Origin of the sequence: Tepidiforma thermophila (genome assembly GCF_002563855.1) — a bacterium.
GTDB classification, from domain to species: Bacteria; Chloroflexota; Dehalococcoidia; order Tepidiformales; family Tepidiformaceae; genus Tepidiforma; species Tepidiforma thermophila.
The window spans coordinates 582,928-600,272 of record NZ_PDJQ01000001.1 but is presented as its reverse complement, the minus strand read 5'-3'; the positions used below and the strand labels follow the sequence as shown (position 1 = coordinate 600,272).

General features: G+C 74.0%; 18 protein-coding genes and 1 riboswitch. Of the genes, 11 read left to right on the top strand and 7 right to left on the bottom strand.

Translation table 11 applies throughout. The features are described 5' to 3' along the window. Positions 1-37 precede the first annotated feature (37 nt). From A9A59_RS13650 to A9A59_RS02825, 5 genes are all read left to right on the top strand, one after another. Positions 38-1,138, top strand: coding sequence for a hypothetical protein (locus A9A59_RS13650; protein ID WP_098502838.1), 1,101 nt, complete (start codon positions 38-40; stop codon positions 1,136-1,138). Further along, a complete protein-coding gene (locus tag A9A59_RS02840) occupies positions 1,102-2,151 on the top strand; it encodes a glycosyltransferase family 4 protein (protein ID WP_098502837.1) in 1,050 nt (349 codons plus the stop codon). Before A9A59_RS13650 ends, A9A59_RS02840 begins: the two co-directional genes overlap by 37 nt. Next, positions 2,151-3,161, top strand: coding sequence for a glycosyltransferase family 4 protein (locus A9A59_RS02835; RefSeq protein WP_165772459.1), 1,011 nt, complete (start codon positions 2,151-2,153; stop codon positions 3,159-3,161). The genes A9A59_RS02840 and A9A59_RS02835 overlap by 1 nt, the downstream gene beginning before the upstream one ends. Then, positions 3,158-4,192 carry a glycosyltransferase family 2 protein gene (locus A9A59_RS02830; RefSeq protein ID WP_098502835.1) on the top strand — a complete coding sequence of 345 codons (1,035 nt, stop codon included), beginning with the start codon at positions 3,158-3,160 and terminating at the stop codon, positions 4,190-4,192. Before A9A59_RS02835 ends, A9A59_RS02830 begins: the two co-directional genes overlap by 4 nt. A gap of 87 nt (positions 4,193-4,279) precedes the next feature. Next, positions 4,280-6,160 carry a sigma-70 family RNA polymerase sigma factor gene (locus A9A59_RS02825; RefSeq protein ID WP_098502834.1) on the top strand — a complete coding sequence of 627 codons (1,881 nt, stop codon included), beginning with the start codon at positions 4,280-4,282 and terminating at the stop codon, positions 6,158-6,160. Here A9A59_RS02825 and A9A59_RS02820 read toward each other — a convergent pair. Genes A9A59_RS02820 through A9A59_RS02810 form a run of 5 tightly spaced genes read right to left on the bottom strand, consistent with a single transcriptional unit; the run spans position 6,093 to position 11,627 of the window. Further along, positions 6,093-6,995, bottom strand: coding sequence for an ECF transporter S component (locus A9A59_RS02820; protein ID WP_165772458.1), 903 nt, complete (start codon positions 6,993-6,995; stop codon positions 6,093-6,095). The two genes, A9A59_RS02825 and A9A59_RS02820, sit on opposite strands and share 68 nt — an antisense overlap. Continuing rightward, the gene (locus A9A59_RS13950) at positions 6,985-7,836 is read right to left on the bottom strand and encodes a hypothetical protein (protein WP_165772457.1); all 852 of its coding nucleotides are present in this window, start codon (positions 7,834-7,836) and stop codon (positions 6,985-6,987) included. Before A9A59_RS13950 ends, A9A59_RS02820 begins: the two co-directional genes overlap by 11 nt. Next, a complete protein-coding gene (locus A9A59_RS02815) occupies positions 7,824-9,416 on the bottom strand; it encodes an ABC transporter ATP-binding protein (RefSeq protein WP_133117485.1) in 1,593 nt (530 codons plus the stop codon). Before A9A59_RS02815 ends, A9A59_RS13950 begins: the two co-directional genes overlap by 13 nt. Next, positions 9,413-10,498 (bottom strand): energy-coupling factor transporter transmembrane component T, encoded by a 1,086-nt coding sequence (locus A9A59_RS13645; RefSeq protein ID WP_165772456.1) that lies wholly within the window; start codon positions 10,496-10,498, stop codon positions 9,413-9,415. Before A9A59_RS13645 ends, A9A59_RS02815 begins: the two co-directional genes overlap by 4 nt. Before the next feature lie 7 nt (positions 10,499-10,505). Continuing rightward, the gene (locus tag A9A59_RS02810) at positions 10,506-11,627 is read right to left on the bottom strand and encodes a prenyltransferase/squalene oxidase repeat-containing protein (RefSeq protein ID WP_098502831.1); all 1,122 of its coding nucleotides are present in this window, start codon (positions 11,625-11,627) and stop codon (positions 10,506-10,508) included. A 154-nt stretch (positions 11,628-11,781) separates the two neighbouring features. Then, positions 11,782-11,921, bottom strand: a riboswitch (cobalamin riboswitch). A 131-nt stretch (positions 11,922-12,052) separates the two neighbouring features. Between A9A59_RS02810 and A9A59_RS02805 the strand changes: the two genes are divergently transcribed. Genes A9A59_RS02805 through A9A59_RS02780 form a run of 6 tightly spaced genes read left to right on the top strand, consistent with a single transcriptional unit; the run spans position 12,053 to position 15,528 of the window. Next, entirely contained in the window at positions 12,053-12,844 is a 792-nt protein-coding gene (locus A9A59_RS02805) for a phosphatase PAP2 family protein (RefSeq protein WP_098502830.1), read from the top strand. Next, positions 12,834-13,508 carry a glycerophosphodiester phosphodiesterase gene (locus tag A9A59_RS02800; protein WP_098502829.1) on the top strand — a complete coding sequence of 225 codons (675 nt, stop codon included), beginning with the start codon at positions 12,834-12,836 and terminating at the stop codon, positions 13,506-13,508. Before A9A59_RS02805 ends, A9A59_RS02800 begins: the two co-directional genes overlap by 11 nt. Positions 13,509-13,549: 41 nt before the next feature. Next, positions 13,550-14,386 (top strand): LLM class F420-dependent oxidoreductase, encoded by an 837-nt coding sequence (locus tag A9A59_RS02795; protein WP_098502828.1) that lies wholly within the window; start codon positions 13,550-13,552, stop codon positions 14,384-14,386. A gap of 33 nt (positions 14,387-14,419) precedes the next feature. Then, positions 14,420-14,695, top strand: a complete 276-nt coding sequence (locus tag A9A59_RS02790) for a ubiquitin-like small modifier protein 1 (RefSeq protein ID WP_098502827.1) — start codon at positions 14,420-14,422, stop codon at positions 14,693-14,695. A 5-nt stretch (positions 14,696-14,700) separates the two neighbouring features. After that, entirely contained in the window at positions 14,701-14,946 is a 246-nt protein-coding gene (locus tag A9A59_RS02785; protein ID WP_098502826.1) for a MoaD-like domain-containing protein, read from the top strand. 39 nt (positions 14,947-14,985) lie between these two features. Then, positions 14,986-15,528 carry a thioredoxin family protein gene (locus A9A59_RS02780; protein WP_098502825.1) on the top strand — a complete coding sequence of 181 codons (543 nt, stop codon included), beginning with the start codon at positions 14,986-14,988 and terminating at the stop codon, positions 15,526-15,528. A gap of 9 nt (positions 15,529-15,537) precedes the next feature. Here the strand turns inward: A9A59_RS02780 and A9A59_RS02775 are convergent, their stop codons facing one another. Both A9A59_RS02775 and A9A59_RS02770 read right to left on the bottom strand, forming a co-directional pair. Beyond that, a complete protein-coding gene (locus A9A59_RS02775; protein WP_098502824.1) occupies positions 15,538-16,857 on the bottom strand; it encodes an MFS transporter in 1,320 nt (439 codons plus the stop codon). Positions 16,858-16,973: 116 nt separating this feature from the next. After that, positions 16,974-17,243, bottom strand: a complete 270-nt coding sequence (locus A9A59_RS02770; RefSeq protein WP_133117483.1) for a hypothetical protein — start codon at positions 17,241-17,243, stop codon at positions 16,974-16,976. Positions 17,244-17,345 lie beyond the last annotated feature (102 nt).

The window sequence follows — 17,345 nt, the reverse complement described above, 5'->3', positions numbered from 1 at the left end:
TGACCGGTGAAACCGGGCGAACCTACCATACCTCGCGATGCCCTCCGAAACCAGCGGCCTCCAGCGCGACGTCGAGGTCATCCGGCGCCGCTGGTGGGTGTTCCTCCCCTTCGCCGCACTCGGCCTCCTGGCAGCGCTCGCCATCGGCGCCGTCTCCGGCGGGTCGACGGCCGTGGCGACGATGACGCTGGACACGACGGTTCACGACCTGGTCATCGGCGGCGACCGAGGGCTGCGGATCTTCGAGGCGCAGGCGATGACGGCCGACCCGGCCTTCAAGGAGAAGGTCATTGCGGCGATCGGGGAGTCCGATTTCGAGTACGCCCGCTTCAGCGTGAGCCTCTCCCCCATCTCCGTCGGCGACGGTATTTCGCGCGGCATCCTGACGGTGACGATTTCGGACCCGGACAGGGCGAAAGCGGAGCGGTACCGGCAGGCGTTCGTCGACGTCTACACGGCCGAGTACACGAAGCCCGACGGCCTCTTCCGGACGCGGTTCGTGGACCGGCGCCGGGAGGTGGCGGCAAACGCCGAGGCCGACTACCAGGCTGCCTACCAGCGGCTGGCGCAGGCCACCGCGGGCAGAGGCATCGACCTGGCGGCGCTGGTCGAGACGCGGGGCGAGGCCAACCCGCTCGTCTTCGTGACCCAGCAGCGGGCCGAGCTCACGCGGCAGCTTGCCGAGGCGAAGGGCGCCCTGGCCGCGGCATCCGGCGCCAGCCCGGAAGCGGCGGCGGCGATCGCAGCGGCCGTTATCGGCCAGCCGGTGCAGGCCGGGCAGGCTGCGGCCGTCCTGGACGCGCGGGTTGCGGCCCTGGAGGCGGCCCTGGAGGAGTACAGCCGGCTCGCCCCGGCCCTCCCCGAGCAGCAGCTCGACCCGGCCACGCAGGCGCTCCTGAACGAGGTCCGCGGGCTGCGCCAGGTGCGCGATGCCGCCTACGTAAATCTCGGCAACGCGCAGATTGCCGTCCGCAGCGCCGAGAGCCGGATCGAGACGTCGTACAGCTTCTCGGGCGGGCTGGCGGGCACGCTCGCCGGCCGCGTTGCGGTGGCGCTTGCGGTGACGGTCATCTTCGGCCTGGCGGCCATCTTTGCCCTGGAGTGGCTGAGCCCGTCGCGGCGCCCGGGCGAGGGGTGACCCTCATGCGCATCGCCGAAATCAACGACATCGCCTCGGTCGCGACGGAGATCGGTGGCGGGCTGCGCGCCCGCGGCCACACCGTCGATTACTATTACCCGCGGCTGGTGGGCGCGAAGCTCCACCCGAACATTAAGCCGATCACCGGCCCGCTGCGCGCGCTCGACTGGCTCGACCTGATCCGGCGCATCCGGGCCGGCCGGTACGACCTCGTCCACATCCACTACGCCTACCTCGGCAACATCGGGGCGCTCGGCGGCTTCCCCTATATCCTCCATTGCCACGGCACCGACCTCCGCGGCGGCACGGCCTTCACCCGGCCTCTGATCGCCAACGCCATCCGTCAGGCGCGCCACGTGTTCTACTCCACGCCCGATTTGGCGGGCTGGGTGTTGCCGCTGCGGCCGGACGCCGAGTTCCTGCCGAACCCGGTCGATACCGCGCTGTTCGCCCCGAAGACGCCGCCCTCGGCCCACCAGTCGGCCTGGGTCGCCTGCGCCCTGACCGAGGTGAAGGGTGCGGGCCGCATCCTCCGCGCCTGCCGGCTGCTGGCCGAGACGCACCCCGGCCTCCGGATCGACGCCTTCGGCGGGGGCGAGTACACGGCCGCCTTCCGGGAGCTCCCGAACGTGACGCTCTACGCCCGCCACCCGCGGAGCCGGCTGCCGCAGATTATCGACGAGCACGGCATCGTCATCGGCCAGGCGCGGCTCGGCGCGGCCGGCATGGCCGAGCTCGAGGCGATGGCCTGCGGGCGGCCAGTGGTGACCTGGTTCAACGAACAGGGCGCCTACGCCGAGCCGCCCCCGTTCCTCTCCGCCGTCGACGGCGACGACATCGCCCGGCTCGTCGGACGCCTCGCCGACGACCCCGCCCTGCGCGACCGGGCCGGGGCGGCCGGGCGGGCATGGGTCGAGCGGCACCACGCGGTGGACCGGGTCGTCGACCGCGTCGAAGCCGTGGCCCGGGCGATCGTCCGCGGCGAACCTATCCCCGCAGCACCGGCAGCCTGATGCGGTTCGCACAGGTCAACGACGTCGCTTCCGTCGCCGCCGGGCTCGCCGCTGGCCTGCGCGCCCGCGGGCACACCGTCGACATCCTCCTGCCGCGGCTGTACGGGGCGAAGCTGCCGCCGCTGCTGAAGCTGGCGGTCGCCCCGCTGCGGGTCATGGACTGGGTGCGGCTGGCAGCCCGGCTCCGCCGGGGCCGGTACGATGCGGTCCACATCCATTACGCCTACCTCGGGCTGGTGGGCATCCTCGCGGGCGTTCCGTACGTCCTCCACTGCCATGGCGACGACGTGCGCGACCTCGCCCGGCGGCCGTGGCGCGGGCTGATCCGGCTGGCCCTCCGGCGGGCGGCGCACGTGTATTACTCCACGCCGGACCTTGCGCCGTGGTGCACGGCCGTCCGGCCCGATGCCGAGTTCCTGCCGAACCCGGTCGATACCGCGACCTTCCGGCCGCAGCCGCTGCCGGCCGATGCGCGCGATGTCTTCATCATCTGCGCCCTCGCGCGCAACAAAGGCGCAGAGAAGATCCTCGCTGCGATGCGCCAGCTCAGCGCCCGCCGCCCCGGCCTGCGGGTCACGGCCATCGCCGGGGGCGAACTGACGCGGCAGTTCGAGGCGCTCCCGACCGTCGTGCTCCTCCTCCACCAGCCGCGCGAGCGGCTCCCGGGGCTGATGGCCCGCCACCGGGTGCTCATCGGGCAGGTGCACGAGGGAGCGATCGGCATGGTCGAGCTGGAGGGGATGGCCTGCGGGCGGCCGGTCATCGCGTCGTTCCGCTTCGCCGAGGTGTACGGCGTGGAGGCGCCAGTGGTCCACGCGGAAACGCCCGAGGCGATCGCCGCGGCGGTGGAGCAGCTCCTCGATGACCGGGCGCTGGCCGGGGCCGTCGGCGCGGCCTCCCGGCGGTGGGTGGAGGAGCATCACGACGCCGCCGTGGTCGCCGGGCGGGTCGAGGCGTGGCACCGGGCGCGGATTGACCGCCGCGCGGGCCGTGGTAGCGTGGAGGCATGACCGCGCCAGCCACGTCTGCCCGCCTCGACGATGCCCCGCTCACCCTTCCCGAGCGGCCGCTCGTCTCGATCGTCATCCCCTGCCTGAACGAAGAGCGGTACATCACGGGGCTGCTCGATGCGCTCGCCGCGCAGGACTACGGCCCGGACGGGATCGAGGTCATCGTGGCCGACGGCGGCAGCACCGATGCGACGCGCGAGCTGGTGCGGAGCTACTGCTCACCCTTCGCCCGCCTCGAACTTGTCGACAACCCACGCCGGATTACGGTGGCCGGCCTGAACGAGGGGATGAAGGCGGCGCGCGGCGACTGCTGGATCATCATCGGGGCGCACAGCACGGTGCGGCCCGACTTCGTCCGCCAGTCGGTCGAAGCGCTGAAGCGGACCGGCGCGGCCTGCGTCGGCGGGCCGATCGACACAGTCGGCGAGGGCGCCGTGGGCCGCGCCATCGCGGCCGCGATGTCCTCCCCGTTCGGCGTCGGCAACGCGAAGTTCCGCTACGCGAACGAAGCGGGCTACGTCGATACGGTGCCGTTCGGCTGCTACCACCGGCGGGTCTGGGAGGTGGTCGGCGAATTCGACGAAACGGTCGACGGCGCCGACGAGGACAGCTACAACGCCCGCGTCATCGAAGCCGGCGGGCGGATCTGGCTGGACCCGGCGATCCGCTCGACCTACTACCCGCGGCGGACACTGCAGGCGCTGGCACGGCAGTACCGGGAGTACGGCGCGGCGAAGGGCACGCTCTTCGCGCGGGGGCGGCCGCTCCGGCCGCGGCACTTCGCGCCCTCGGCGATGGTCGTCGGCGGGCCCGCGCTCTGGCTGGCGGGGCGGGTTTCGAAAACGGCGCGGCTCGCCCTGCGCGGGCTGGCGCTTGCCTACCTCGGGCTCGGCGGGTTCGCGGCGTACCGGGCCGCAAAGCGCCATGGCGCGAACCCGGTGCTCACCTTTGCCGCCATGGCCACCATGCACCTCGCCTACGGGGCCGGCTTCCTCGAAGGCTGGTGGCGCGAACGCGCGAACCGGGCCTGACCGCGCCCGGCTGTAAGATCACCGCCGCCCCGGCGGTCCCCTCCCTGTCCGGCCGGGGCACCGCCCGCCCGGGCGCCCGGAGTTGGTATGACCCAGCTCACTGACGCGGACCTCGTCGAAGCCGCACAGGGCGGCGACCGGCAGGCGCTCGCCTCGCTGTACGAGCGCTACGTCGATGCCGTCTACGACTTTGCTGCGCGCCTGGTGCGCGACCGCGACGAGGCCGCCGACATTGCGCAGGAGACGTTCCTCAAGGCCATGAACGGGCTCGGCGGGCTCAAGCAGGGGGCCAGTTTCCGCGGCTGGCTGTTCAGCATCGCGCGGAACACCGCGCTCAACCGGCTCGAACGGCGGGGCCGAACCCGGCCGCTCACGGCCGCCGGCGACGACGGCGAAGAGCTCACCCTCGATGTGGTGGACACTTCCCGCTTCGCCAGCCCCGAGGAGGCGGCCGAGGCCGCGGCGGCAGCCCGGCTCGTCTGGGAGGCGGCCAGCGCGCTCGACCCGCGCCAGCTCTCGCTGCTCGACCTCCACGTGCGGCAGGGGCTCGACGCCGAGGAGATTGCGCAGGCGCTCGGCATCACCCGGAACAACGCCTATGTGCTCCTCCACCGGCTGAAGAAGGCGGTGGAGAGCGCGATTTCGGCCTACGTGCTCTGGAAGCAGGCCGGCGAACGGTGCGAAGGGCTCGCGGCGGTGCTCGCACCGGCCGCGGCCGGGGGCGCGCTCACCCCGGCCATCCGGAGGGAGGTCGACCGGCACGTGGAGCGGTGCGCCGACTGCCGCGAGCGGCGGCGGAAGCTCGCGCCGCTCGCCGTCTTCGGGGCGCTGGCGCCGGTGGCGCCGCCGCCGGGCATCCGCGCGGCCGGGCTGGAGCAGCTGCTCCGGCAGCCGCGGCCGCCGGCGCCGGCCCGCCGGGAGCCCCCGGGCCAGCCCAAGCAGCCGCCGGGCGGCCCGGCCCGGGACGCGCACCACGGGTTCACCTCGCCGCAGTTCCTCCGCGCGGGCGCGCTGCTCGGGGTGGCCGCCGGGCTCCTGGTCCTCGCCCTTGTGCTGCCGTTCAGCCCGCTCGCGCTCACCCGGGGCGACGGCAACGGCCTGCGCATGGGTGCGCCCGCCGGCGAGACCCCGCGGCCGGGCGGCAGTTCGACCATCATCATCCCCGTCAGCCCTTCGGCGACGGCCACGGCCACGGCCGCTGCCGCCGGTTCGCCCACGGCGCCTCCGAGCCCATCGTCGGGCGGGGCGCCGGGCGGCACCGCCGCCACCTCCACGCCCGCTGCGACATCAACGCCGGCGCCCGTGACGCCCACCGCCGCGGCCACGGCGAACCCGTCGCCGACCGGCACCGTCGCCACACCGACCGCGAGCCCCACGCCGTGCACCCCGGCCATCGGCCTGCCGCCGGGCACGGGCGGGCTGACCATCCCGGCCGGCGGCCAGGCGAGCTTCCAGCTCCAGAACGCGACGGGCTGCCCGGCGGGCTTTTCCCTCGCCTACGGCGCCGCCTGGCTGGTCGGGCCTGCGGGCGGGACGGTGCCGGCCTTCGGTTCGGTGACGGTGACCCTGCGGGTCGACCCCGGGGCGCTCCCGGCCGAGGAGGGCGACTACCCGGCGACGGTGACGGTGACCGGGCCGGCGAACAGCTTCACCCTGCCCGTCACGGCCCGGAGGGGCGGGCAGCCGCCGCAGCTCCTCTCGGCGAGCGCAGCCTGCGCCGGGGCGTCGCGGCCGGGCGCGAACTTTGTCGCCGAGGCGGCTGATGACGTCGCCGTCGTGCGGGTGACCGTGACGTTCGCCGGCGAGGGCGGCCCGGTGACCCTCGACCTCGGCCACGCGGGCGGCACGCGCTGGACGCTCGGCACGCAGGTAAGCCTCCAGGGCGTGGGGCAGGTCACCTTCACGGCGTACGACGGGGCAGGGCGGACGGCGGCGCGGGCGGTCGCGCCGGCCGGCTGCGGGACGTAGGCGGGCCAGCGTCGACCTGGAAGGCGAACCGTTCGCGGAAGCGGAGGAGCGCGCGGAGGATGGGCCCGCCCACGGCGGCAAGGACGACGGCGTTGCAGACGGTCCGGAAAAGGTCCCAGCCGAGGCTGGTGAGGAGGTAGTAGTTCCAGTAGCGGCGGAGGGTTTCGGCCGGGCCGAGGCCGGGTTCGTAGGAGATATCCGGCCCGGAGACGATCCAGGGCCAGGCCCAGAGGTTGGTGATGGCGCCATAGATGAGGCCCCAGGCCGATCCGAAGGCGATGACCAGCGCGAGGCGGCTGCGGGGGCCCATCTCCGCCCGGTCGGCGGCCCGGCCGAGCAGCCCGGCGGTGGCGCCCATCCAGGCCGCGGCGAACATCTGGAACGGCAGCCAGGGGCCGAACCCGCCGGTCACGACGGCGCTGAGGAAGAAGGAGAGCGCGCCGAGCAGGAAGCCCAGCCGGGCGCCGAAGGTGAACGCGCCGAGGATGACCAGGAAGAAGTAGAGGTTCGCCCCCGCGGGCAGGGTGATGGTGCGGAGCACCGCTGCGAGCGCCGACAGCACCCCCAGCACCGCCAGCCGCTTGCTGTCGACGCCCCCGCCGGCGAGGTCGGCCACGACGAGGACGAGGCAGAGGGCCGCAATCCCTGCGAACACCGCCGGGGCATCGGTGCGGTGGGCGAACCAGGCCGAGCCTTCCTCGACGACGCCGGGCGCGAAGAAGGGGTGGAGGTAGGCGAACAGCCCGAGCAGGTTGAGCAGCACGAAGACGACGGCGCCGGGGTCGAGGCGGGCCGCAGCGCGCGGGCGGGCGAGGGCAGGCAGGCTAACGGCCACGGCGCGCCCTCCAGGCAGCAGCACCGCCGATCGCGGCGAGCAGGGCCCCCGCGAGCAGTCCGAACGCGGCGAGGCGCATGGTGGAGCTGCCGTCCCCGCTGTCCGCGGGCGCGCCGGCGGCAGCGGCGGTGCCTGCCGGCGCCGGGGGAGCCGCCGGGCTCTGCGGGACGATGGTGATGACGGCGGTCGCGGCGGGGGATGGAGCGAGCGTCATCGTTGCGCCCGGGGCTTCCGGGCTGGCGGCCGAGGTCGCCGCCGGGCTCGCCGGGGCAGCGGCGCCCGCGGTCGGCGAGGGCTGGAGGGCCGGCACGGACGTCGACGTCGGCGGGAGCGGCGTCGGCGGGAGCGGCGTCGGCGCTGTGCCGCCGCGGGGCGGGTAGCCGCAGATCTGTTCGAAGGTGATATCGGCCGGCGCCGGGGCGCTCGAAGGGCCGCCGCGGCCCCACTTCCAGCCGTGGACCTCGCCGTCCTTCGCCCGCGCGAGCGAAATCCCGACCGAGGAGTAGACCCAGCCCTTGCCGTAGGCGCGGGTGAAGAACGCCCAGTAGGTGCAATCGTTCCCTTTGCACTCGCAGAAGCAGCTGTCGAACGAGGAGGGGTTGAAGCAGCCGACCTGCCCGATGGCGCAGACGACGCGCCCCGAGCTGCCGCCGAACAGCTCGACCGGCAGGCCGCTGGCGGCCAGGAGGCGCTCGCCGGAGATGCTGTCGCCGGTAAACGGCACGCAGTAGGTGGTGACCTGGTCGCCGACCTGGATGACGAGCCCGGCCTCGCCGTCGGCGCGGGCCGCGAAGGGCGCCAGGGCAGCGGCCGCCGCGAGCACGGCGATCAGGCGGCGCACGGGAGCACGACCTCGTCGAGGGTGACCGCCCCGGGCACGAGCCGGGCGACCTGGGTGGGGAGGGGCCCATCGGCCGCGAACGCCTCGCGGGCGGGCAGGTCGAAGACGACCTCGCCGGCGCGGAGCCCGACGACGCGGGTGGCGAAGAGCGCGGCTGCTTCGATGTCGTGGGTGGCGACGATGGCCGCGCCGCCGGCGGCGGCGTGGTCGCGCAGGCGGGCGGCGAGCCAGGCCTTCGCCGGGCCGTCCATGCCGCGGGTCGGTTCGTCCATCAGCCAGGTTCGGGGGCCGTGGGCGAGCATGGCGGCGATGGCGACCCGCTGCTGCTGGCCGACGGAGAGGTCGCGCGGGTCGCGGGCGAGGAGGTCGGCGATGCCCCAGGCCCGGGCGGCGGCTTCGACGTCGGCCCGGCCGCGGGGGAGGCCGCGGTGGCGGAGCGTCTCGGCGAGCTCGGCGGCGACCTGCTCCTGGTAGAGGGCGAGCGCCGGGTCCTGCGGGACGAGGCCGGCGTGGCGGGTCCGCTCCCGGGGTGAGCGGGGCGCGGCCGCGCGGGCGAAGCGCATCTCGCCGCGGCCCGGTTCGACCAGGCCCGCGAGCGCGCGGAAGAGGGTCGTCTTGCCGCTGCCGTTGGGCCCGACGAGCGCGACCAGCTCCCCTTCGCGCAGGGTGAGCGACACGCCGCGCAGCGCCTCGACCGGCCCGTAGGCCACGGTCAGCCCCTCGGCGCGGAGCAGCTCGTCGCCCGGCGGGGGGTACGGCCGCGGGCGTGCTGCCGGGAGCCGGCCGGAGAGGGCCGCACGCACGCCGTCGACCGTCAGCGGGAGCGGGTCGGCCCCGAGCCACCGGGCGAGTTCGACCGCGGGGGGCACCGAGCGGAGCGTCTGCGCCGCTTCGCCCGGCGGCGCGGCAGCCACCCGGCCGCCCTCAACGGCGACAACGGCATCGACCCGGTGGAGGAGGCGTTCGAGCCGGTGCTCGGCGAGGACGATGGCGAGGTCGCCCCGGCGGTGGAGGGCCTCGACCGCGGCGAGGACGGCATCGGCGCCGTCGCCGTCGAGCTGGGAGGTCGGTTCGTCGAGGACGAGGAGCTGCGGTTCGAGCGCGAGGACAGCGGCGATGGCGACCCGCTGGCGTTCGCCGCCGGAGAGGGTCGCGAGCCGCCGCCCGCGGAGGTGGCCGATGCCGAGCTCGGCGAGCACCCGTTCGAGCCGCCGGCGCATCTCGGCCGGCGGGACGGCCTGCTGCTCCATGCCGAAGACGATTTCGTCCTGGACGGTTTCGGCCACGGCCTGGGCCTCCGGCTCCTGGAAGACCATGCCGACGGCCAGGGCCATCCGCCGGGCCGGCGTGGCGAAGGGGTCGAGCCCGGCCACGCGGGCGCTGCCGGAGATGGTCCCGCCGTGGAACTGCGGGACGAGGCCGTTGAAGACGCGGAGGAGCGTGGATTTGCCGCTCGCGGAGGGGCCGGCCACGAGGGCGAAGGCGCCCGGTTCGAGGTCGAGCGCGGCGCCTTCGAGGGCGGGCCCGGCCGCGCCCGGGTAGGTGTAGGTGACGCCCTGGAGGCTGGCCAGCGCCGTCACGGGGCGCGCTCCGGGGCAAACCGCGCCTCGGGCGAGGCGGCCGGGGCAGGGGCGGGCCGGGCGATGAGGAGGACAGCCGGCCAGGCGCTGGCGACGGCGATGAGCGCGGGCAGGAGTTCGAAGCCCGGCACCTCGAGGCCGGCGAACGGGTTGTAGTCCATCGCCCCGTGGCCGGTGAGGCGCAGGCCGAGCGCGCCGAGGGCGAGCGCCCCGGCGAGGACCAGCCCGGCCCGCTCGGCCGCCGGCAGCCGCTCCCGTTCGAAGCGGGTCACGGGACGGGCGCGGCTGGCGGCTCTCCACCAAAACGCGAGGAGCGCCAGCGCAGCTGCGAAGAGGCCGAGGGCCGCCGGCCGCCAGTCCGTTTCGTAGAACCAGAGCCAGGCCGCGGCGATGAGCAGCGGGGCCGAAGCAGCGGCAGCGAGCCGGGCCCGCGCAGGGAGCGGCGGGCTCGCGCCGTAGCCGCGGGCCTCCATCGCCTCGGCCAGCCGGAGCGAGCGTTCGAGGCCGCCGACGATGGCGGGCACCACGAGCGCGGGCAGTTCGCGCAGGCCGCCGGGCGCCCCGCGCAGGGCCCGCATCTCCCGCACGCGGCGGAGGTCCTCCACGCTCGACGGGAGGAGCGTCAGGCCGACCGTCACGACGAGGCTGGCCTGGAAGAGCGCTGCCGGCGTCGAGCGGAGCAGCCGGTGGGGGCTCACGGCGCTGTTGAAGACGCCGTAGGCGAAGAGGATGGAGAGAATGGCAAGCCCGCGGATCGACGCTGCGGCGAAGCCTTCAGCCGAGACCGGCCCGCCGAGCCGCAGCCCGCCGAGCCACTCGGGCACGCGCGGGCCGGGCAGGGTGAAGAGGATGTGGTCGCCGTAGCTGCCGTTGATGGCGGCGATGCCGAGCGAGAGCGCGAACATCACCACGCCGAAGACGGCCAGGGCGCGGAAGCTGACGACGCCGGTGCCTTCGCGCGGGGCGACGACCGCCACGAGCACCACGGCGAGCAGGAGGAGCGACAGGTAGAACGGGTTGGTGGTGGCGAGGGCCACCACCATCACCGCGAGGACCCAGCCGACCCAGCTCGCCGGGTGCATGGCAGGGTCAGGCGCCGGTGCGCCGGCGGGCGGCTGCGGCAGCCGCGCCACCGAGGGCGAGGAGGAGCAGCCCGCCGGCCGCGAGCGCGGGCGCGGGGCTGCCCGGCTGCGCGGCAGCGGTATCGCCGGTGGCCGGCGGGCGCGGCGCCGGGGTCGTGGCCTGCGGCGTCGGCGAGGCCGCCGGGGTTGTCGGCTGCGGGGTCGGCGTCGGCTGCGCGGCCGGCCGGGTGCGGGTGATCGGCGTCTCCGCAGCGTTGCAGAAGGTGCGGCCGGCGAGCGCAGGCACCACCTGGTTCGCCGCGAAGGCCGGGTCGTAGCCGACGAAGGAGCCGTCCGGGAGCTGCTTGCTGAGGAGGTACTGGACGGGCGTGACACCGTTCTTGGTGTAGGCCGCCGATTCCGGGTCCTCACCGAGGGCGAGGAGGGCCTGGATAGCGAAGGCAGTCGACGAGGTGTTCGAATCGTTCGGGTCGAAGCCCCAGCCGCCGTCGTTGCCCTGGTTCGCCTTCAGCCAGGCGAGGCCCTCGGCAACTTTCGGGTCGGTCTTCGGGACGCCGGCCGCGAGGAGGGCCTGGATGGCGATCGCCGTCGTATCGGGGTCGGCGTTGCCGCCGAATCCCCAGCCGCCGCCCTCGACGGAAGCCGCCTTGAGATTGTCGGCCGCCTTCGGGCCGACGGGGTTGCCGGTGCAGGCCAGGCCGAGGATGGCGATCGACTGGCTGAAGGCGTTGTTCGCGTAGGCGCCGGTCTCGGCGTCGTAGCCGCCCTGGGCGATGGCGACCAGGTCGGTGCCGCCCACGTTCTTCGGGTCGAGGCCGAGCGCTTTCGCGCCGAGCGCTGCTTTCGCCGCTGAGACGGGGGAGGTGATCGACGGTGCGGCGGCGATCAGCCAGTCGACCGGGGACTTGCCGTCCTTCACGTCGAGGCGGGGATCGTAGCCGGCCGCGCGGACGGCGAGGATGGCGTCGATGGTCTGCCCGGGCGATTCGGCGTAGCTGCCGTCGGGGCGCTGCACGGTCTTGATGAAGGCTGCGCCTTTGATGACGGCATCGGTGGCGGGAAGCGCGGCGAAGGCGGCCGCGGGGAGCACGGCGAGGGCCGCGGCGAAGGCAAGGACAAGCCGTTTCATGGAGACTCCTTAGAGATCAGGGTGAACCTGGGCCGCGCGGTGTGCGCGGCAGCGGCAGCATCGGACGGCCGGGAAGGCGGGGAGAACGAACAAGCCCGCCTCGGCGGCGGGCTCAGGTAGCGAGAACCATGGCACCGACCCCTTTCGCGCGAAGGATCATCGGTCCGGTTGGGCGGGTTTTCTGGCTCGGCCGTTCGGCCTCACAGTTGCGGCACAGCGCCGGATTCGCACCGGACTTGCCCCTGCTCCTCCCGCACGGCTGGCGGCGGAAGGGCCCTCCCGGTCTTCGATTGTCGAAATGCAATCTGGCGGTTTGACAGGCGAACGTCAAGCGGGCGGGGCGGCGGAACGCAGCCGGGCCGCGTGCGCGAACGCCCCGTGTGCCCCGGGCTCACCCGGCCGACGCTGCGGGGTACACTGGGAAGATGACGCATGGCGGTTTCCGGAATGGCGAAACGCTGGATGCCCGGCGGGCCGGCCTGGCCGCAGCCCGCGAGCTGGGGATCATGTTCGTCGCCGTCATCGCCTACTTCGCCATCCGCGGGTTCACCGAAGGCGCCTACGACGACGCGCTGGCGAACGCGCGCCGGGTCGTCGACCTCGAGCAGCTGCTCGGCATCCACATCGAAGAGGAGCTGCAGGAGCTGATCCTCGGCTCCCATGCGCTGGTGACGCTGGCGAACTGGGTCTACATCTGGGGCCACTGGCCGTTTATCGCCGCGGTGGCGGCCTGGCTGGTCATCAGCCACCCGGCCGAGTACCGGGCGATCCGCAATGCCTTCCTTGTCTCTGGGAGCGTCGGCCTCGTCATCTTCGCCACCTTTCCCGTGGCGCCGCCGCGGCTGTTCGACCCGTCGTTTGTGGATACCGTGACCGAGCATTCGCGGGCGTACCGGGTGCTCCAGCCGCCGGCGCTGGTGAACCAGTACGCCGCCCTGCCGAGCTTCCATTTCGGCTGGAACCTGCTCATCGGCCTGGGCATCGTGCGGTGCGCGCAGCGGCGATGGCTGAAGGCAGCCGGGGTGGCAGCCCCGGCGGCGATGGGCCTGGCGACGGTGCTGACCGCCAACCACTACCTCCTCGACCTTGCGGCCGGGGCGGCGATCGCCCTGGCGGCGCTCTACGCGGTGGAGCTGGCGCGCGGGCGCCGGTTCGCGCCGTGGGCGATCCGGGCCTGGGTCCGGCCGCTGGAGCGGGTGCCCGCCGATGCCGCCTGAGCTGCCGGCCGGGCTGTTCGCCATCGCCCACCGCGCAGGGAACGAGCCCGCGCGGCTGGCTGAAGCGGTTGCCGCCGGCGCCAGGGTCGTCGAAGCCGACCTGTGGCTGCATCGTGGCCACATCGAGGTGCGCCACACGAAGACCGCCGGGCCGCTGCCCATCCTCTGGGACCGCTGGGAGCTGCGTCCCGGCTGGGGCCCGCGGCTCCGCCTGCCGGAGCTGCTGGAGCTGGCGCCCGCTCACATCCTCCTCCACCTCGACCTGAAGGGGTGGGACGACCGGCTCGGGCCGGCCGTGCGGCAGGCGATGGCCGCGCTTGCGCCGGGGCGGCCCTACCTCGTGAGCGCCCAGCGCTGGTCGCTGCTCGCGCCGTTCGAGGCCGCCGAGGAGGCGCTGGTGGTCCACTCGATCGGCAGCGCGCGGCGGTTCGAGCGGCTCGCGGGAAAGCTCGGCGGACGGCGGGCCGCAGCCGTCGCCATCCACCGGGAGCTGCTGACGCCGGAGCGGGCCGAGCGGCTCCATGCGCTGAGCGGGGCGGTGCTCACCTGGCCGGTGAACGACCCGGCGCTGCTCGGGCCGCTCGCTGCGCTGGGGGTGCGCGGCGTCATCAGCGATTCGCTCGCCATTGTGCGGGCGGTCGCGCCGGCGGGCGCGGCGGGCTAGAATCCGCGGGCGCCACACCCCCGCTTCCCAAGGAGCCTTCGATGAAGTACGGCATCCAGATGTTCCCGACGGACTACGCGATCCCGGTCACCGAGCTCGGCCGGGCCGCCGAGGAGCTCGGCTTCGAATCCGTCTTCTTCCCGGAGCACACCCACATCCCCACCAGCCGCCGGACCCCCTGGCCGGGCGGCGGCGAGCTCCCGAAGGAGTATTCGCACACGCTCGACCCCTTCGTCGTCTGCGCGGCCGTGGCGGCGGTTACGAAGACGCTGAAGGTGGGCACCGGCGTCTGCCTCGTGATGCAGCGCGACCCGATCATCACGGCGAAGGAGGTCGCCTCGGTCGACCATTTCTCGGGCGGCCGGTTCCTCTTCGGCATCGGCGGCGGCTGGAACGAAGACGAGATGGAGAACCACGGCACCGACCCGAAGCTGCGCTGGAAGATCCTGCGCGAGCGGATCCTGGCGATGAAGGAGATCTGGACGAAAGAGGAGGCGGAGTTCCACGGGAAGTTCGTGAACTTCGACCCGATCTGGCAGTGGCCGAAGCCGGTGCAGAAGCCGCACCCGCCGATCCTCGTGGGCGGGGCCGGCCCGCACACCCTCGACCGCGTGCTCGAGTACGGCGACGGCTGGATGCCGATCGGCGGGCGGACGGGCCAGGTGCTGGCCGGCATGATCCGCGAGCTGCAGGAGCGGGCGAAGGCTGCCGGCCGCGGGCCGATCCCGGTCTCCGTTTTCGGGGTGCCGCCCTCGAAGGAGGTCATCGAACAGTACGCCGAGATGGGCGTCGACCGCGTCATCTTCGGCGTCCGACCCGAAGGCGCCGACCAGGTGCTCCCGGCCCTGAAGCGGTACGCGGAGGTCGCCGGGCTGTAGCCGCCGGCCCGGCGGGAGGGGAGGTTCGCCGCGATGCACGTGAACTTCTACGCCACCCTGAGACCCCTTGCGGGCGGCAAGACCGTGGAGTTCGACCTCCCGCCGGGGGCGACCGCGCGCGACCTCCTCGAGGCGGTCGGGGCGCGGTTCCCGGCCATCGGCGAGCTGCTCTGGACCGCCCCGGGCGAACTCGGCGACTACATCAAGGTGTTCGTCAACGGGCGCGAAATCCGGCACCTGCAGCTGCTGGAGACACCGGTGCCGCCGGGCGCGGAGGTCGACATCTTCCCGCCCGCGGCCGGGGGCTGACCGCTTTGGAGCGGCTCGAAGTGCGGAACGTCGATACGGCGCTCATCGTCGGCTACCTGGAGCGCGAGTTCGGCGGAACCGCAGAGGGCGACACCGTCCGCGGGGAGGGGTGGACCGTCCGCATCGTGCCGGGCGAGGCGGTCCGCGCCTGGGGCAGCCGCATCCCGGTGGTCTTCTACGAGGTCGAAGGGCCCCGCGCCGCCGAGGCAGCGGCCTTCCTCCGGCGGAAGACGATGCGCGGGGGCGGCTGACCGCGCGACGCCGGCCGCCCGCGGCCCGACAATGGAGGCATGGCAGCGAAGATGCCGGGCCGGCGGCAGTGGTGGAATCCCGGCTGGAGCTGGAAGGCCTGGGCGATCATCCTCGCGATGGTTTTCCCGACGGTCGGCCTCACCGCGTGGGTCGGGCTGGCCGCCCGCGGCGAATCGCCGGTTGACCCCGAGCTGGCCAACCTTGCCCGCGCCAATGCGGGCAGCGAAATCGTCATCGTCCGCGGACCGGAGCACACGGCCTACCACAGCCTCGCCCCGCTCCCGGCGGCATCCGCGCAGCGCGCCGACGGCCGGCCCACGCTCGTCTTCTTCAGCGCGCCGGCCTGCGCCGCCTGCGAACGGATGCAGTTCGTGCACCGGGTGATGGCCGAGGAGCGTGACCGCGTCGTGTTCGTCGAAAAGTCCGTCGACCGCGACCCCGTCTCGGCGGCGTACGGCATCCGGGAGACGCCGACGTTTGTGCTCATCGATGCGGCGGGGCGGGAGCTGGCACGGTTCGGCGCGCTGCCCGACGCGGAGTCGTTCCGGGCGAAGGTGGACGAGCTGCTCGCGGGGCGCTGAGGCGGCGGGTCAGTCGCGTTCGACGGGCACGGGCACCGCAGCCGGCTCGGCCGGCGACTGGAGCCAGGACACCAGGATCCGCCCTTCGAGCACGAGGAACGCAAACCCGGCGACGCCGCCCATCAGGGCGAGCACGGGCCGGGCGCCGGCCACTTCGACCCCCACGCCGAACAGCACGAGCGGCAGCACGACGAAGGCGTCGGTGAGCGTCGCCTGCACGGCGAAGACGCGCGACTGGTGGGCAGCGGGCGCGGCGGCCGTGAGCGCTGTCCGCCCGGCGAGGAGCGCAAGGCAGACCGCGAGGCCGAGGAGGAAGGCGACGGGCACGGCGACCGCGAAGGAGGCGCCGAGGCGGAGGTCGAGGTCGACGAGGGGGCCGAACTCGGTGAGCTCGAGCGCAGCGCGGAGGCCGTAATCGAGCGCGGCGAGGGCGAACGTACCGACGGCCATGGCCAGGACGGCTGCGCGCATGGTTCCACTGGCTTCCTGCGGGCGGAGCCGGAACGCGGCGAGCAGGAGGCCGGCGGCCACGCCGAGCGCAGCTGCGCTGATGACCGCGCCTGCGCCGAGGGAGCCGGCGGCAAGGTCGTTCCGGAGGTAGAGCGGCAGGGCGACGATGCTGCCCTGCACGACCATCGAGGTGAGGGCGAGGGCGATCAGCGCCTCGCGGGCGATCGCGTGGCGGCGGAAGAAGCGGACGGTATCGCGGAAGGCCGAGCCGCGGGCCGGGACTTCGAGCTGCATGCGCGATGTGGCTACAGCGAGGCCACATGCCGCCGCAGCGGCCGCGAGCGCGAAGGCAGCCCCGCCGGCGGCCAGGGCGCCGGTGCCCCCGAGCCACCAGAGCAAGGGCGCGAGCACCGCGACGGCCAGCCCCTGCCCGCCGAACTGGAGAGCGAGGAGGAGCGCATGGAGGGCGCCGTGGCGGCCCCGACCGAGGGTGCGGACCAGCGCCATCTCGGCCGGGGAGTACGCCTGCGAAACCGCAGAGTAGGCGAAGACGGCCGCCGGCACGGCCAGCCCGTGCCCCGGTTCCAGCGCCCAGGCAAGGATGACCGCAGCGCGCGCCAGGCCTCCGAGGGCGAAGGCCCGGGAAGGCCCGATCCGGTCGGCCAGGGCCCCGCCGGGCACCCCGAACGCGAGCGAGGCGACCAGCATCGCGACGAAGAACGAGGAGAGCCCGGCCGCGGCGTGGTCGGAGGTGCCGGCAGCGACGAGGAGGGCGGCAAAGAAGAGGTTTTGCCCGGCCTGGGCCGTCAGCTTGGCGATCGTGAAGGCGCTGAGCGCCGGGCCGGGGAAACGGAAGGCCGCCACCTGCAAGTCAGCCACACCTGGATCAACGGATGCCGCGAGGCAGCTGCGCACCCCGCGCAGTCTCACCGTACCACGGCCCCGCGTTCGGGATGTGTACGGGCCGTAAACAGCAGGCCGCGGCATCGAAAAGATCAGGGGAAACCCTCTCCCGGATGGGCGGACCGGCGGCCGTCCTGCCGGACCTCCGCGAGCCGGAACCGGTAGCCGGAGAAGAGCGTCACGGTGCCGTCGGCATCGGCGATCGCCTCGAGGTAGGCAAGCGGGAGCCGCTCGAGGAAGCGGCAGGCGCAGGCCCGGCAGATGCCGTGGGACACGGGACCGTCTCCGGGGCCGCTGACCACGGTCTCGCACCAGGCGCAGATGACGGTGAGGGCTGGCGGGGAAAATTCAGGGTCATCCACGTAATCCACGGTAGCAGGTTCGGCCGACGGGTCCTGTCGCACCGGCGACGTGCCGCGGCCGGTCACCAACTCTCCACCCGCCCGGTGAAGAAAACGGTTCGA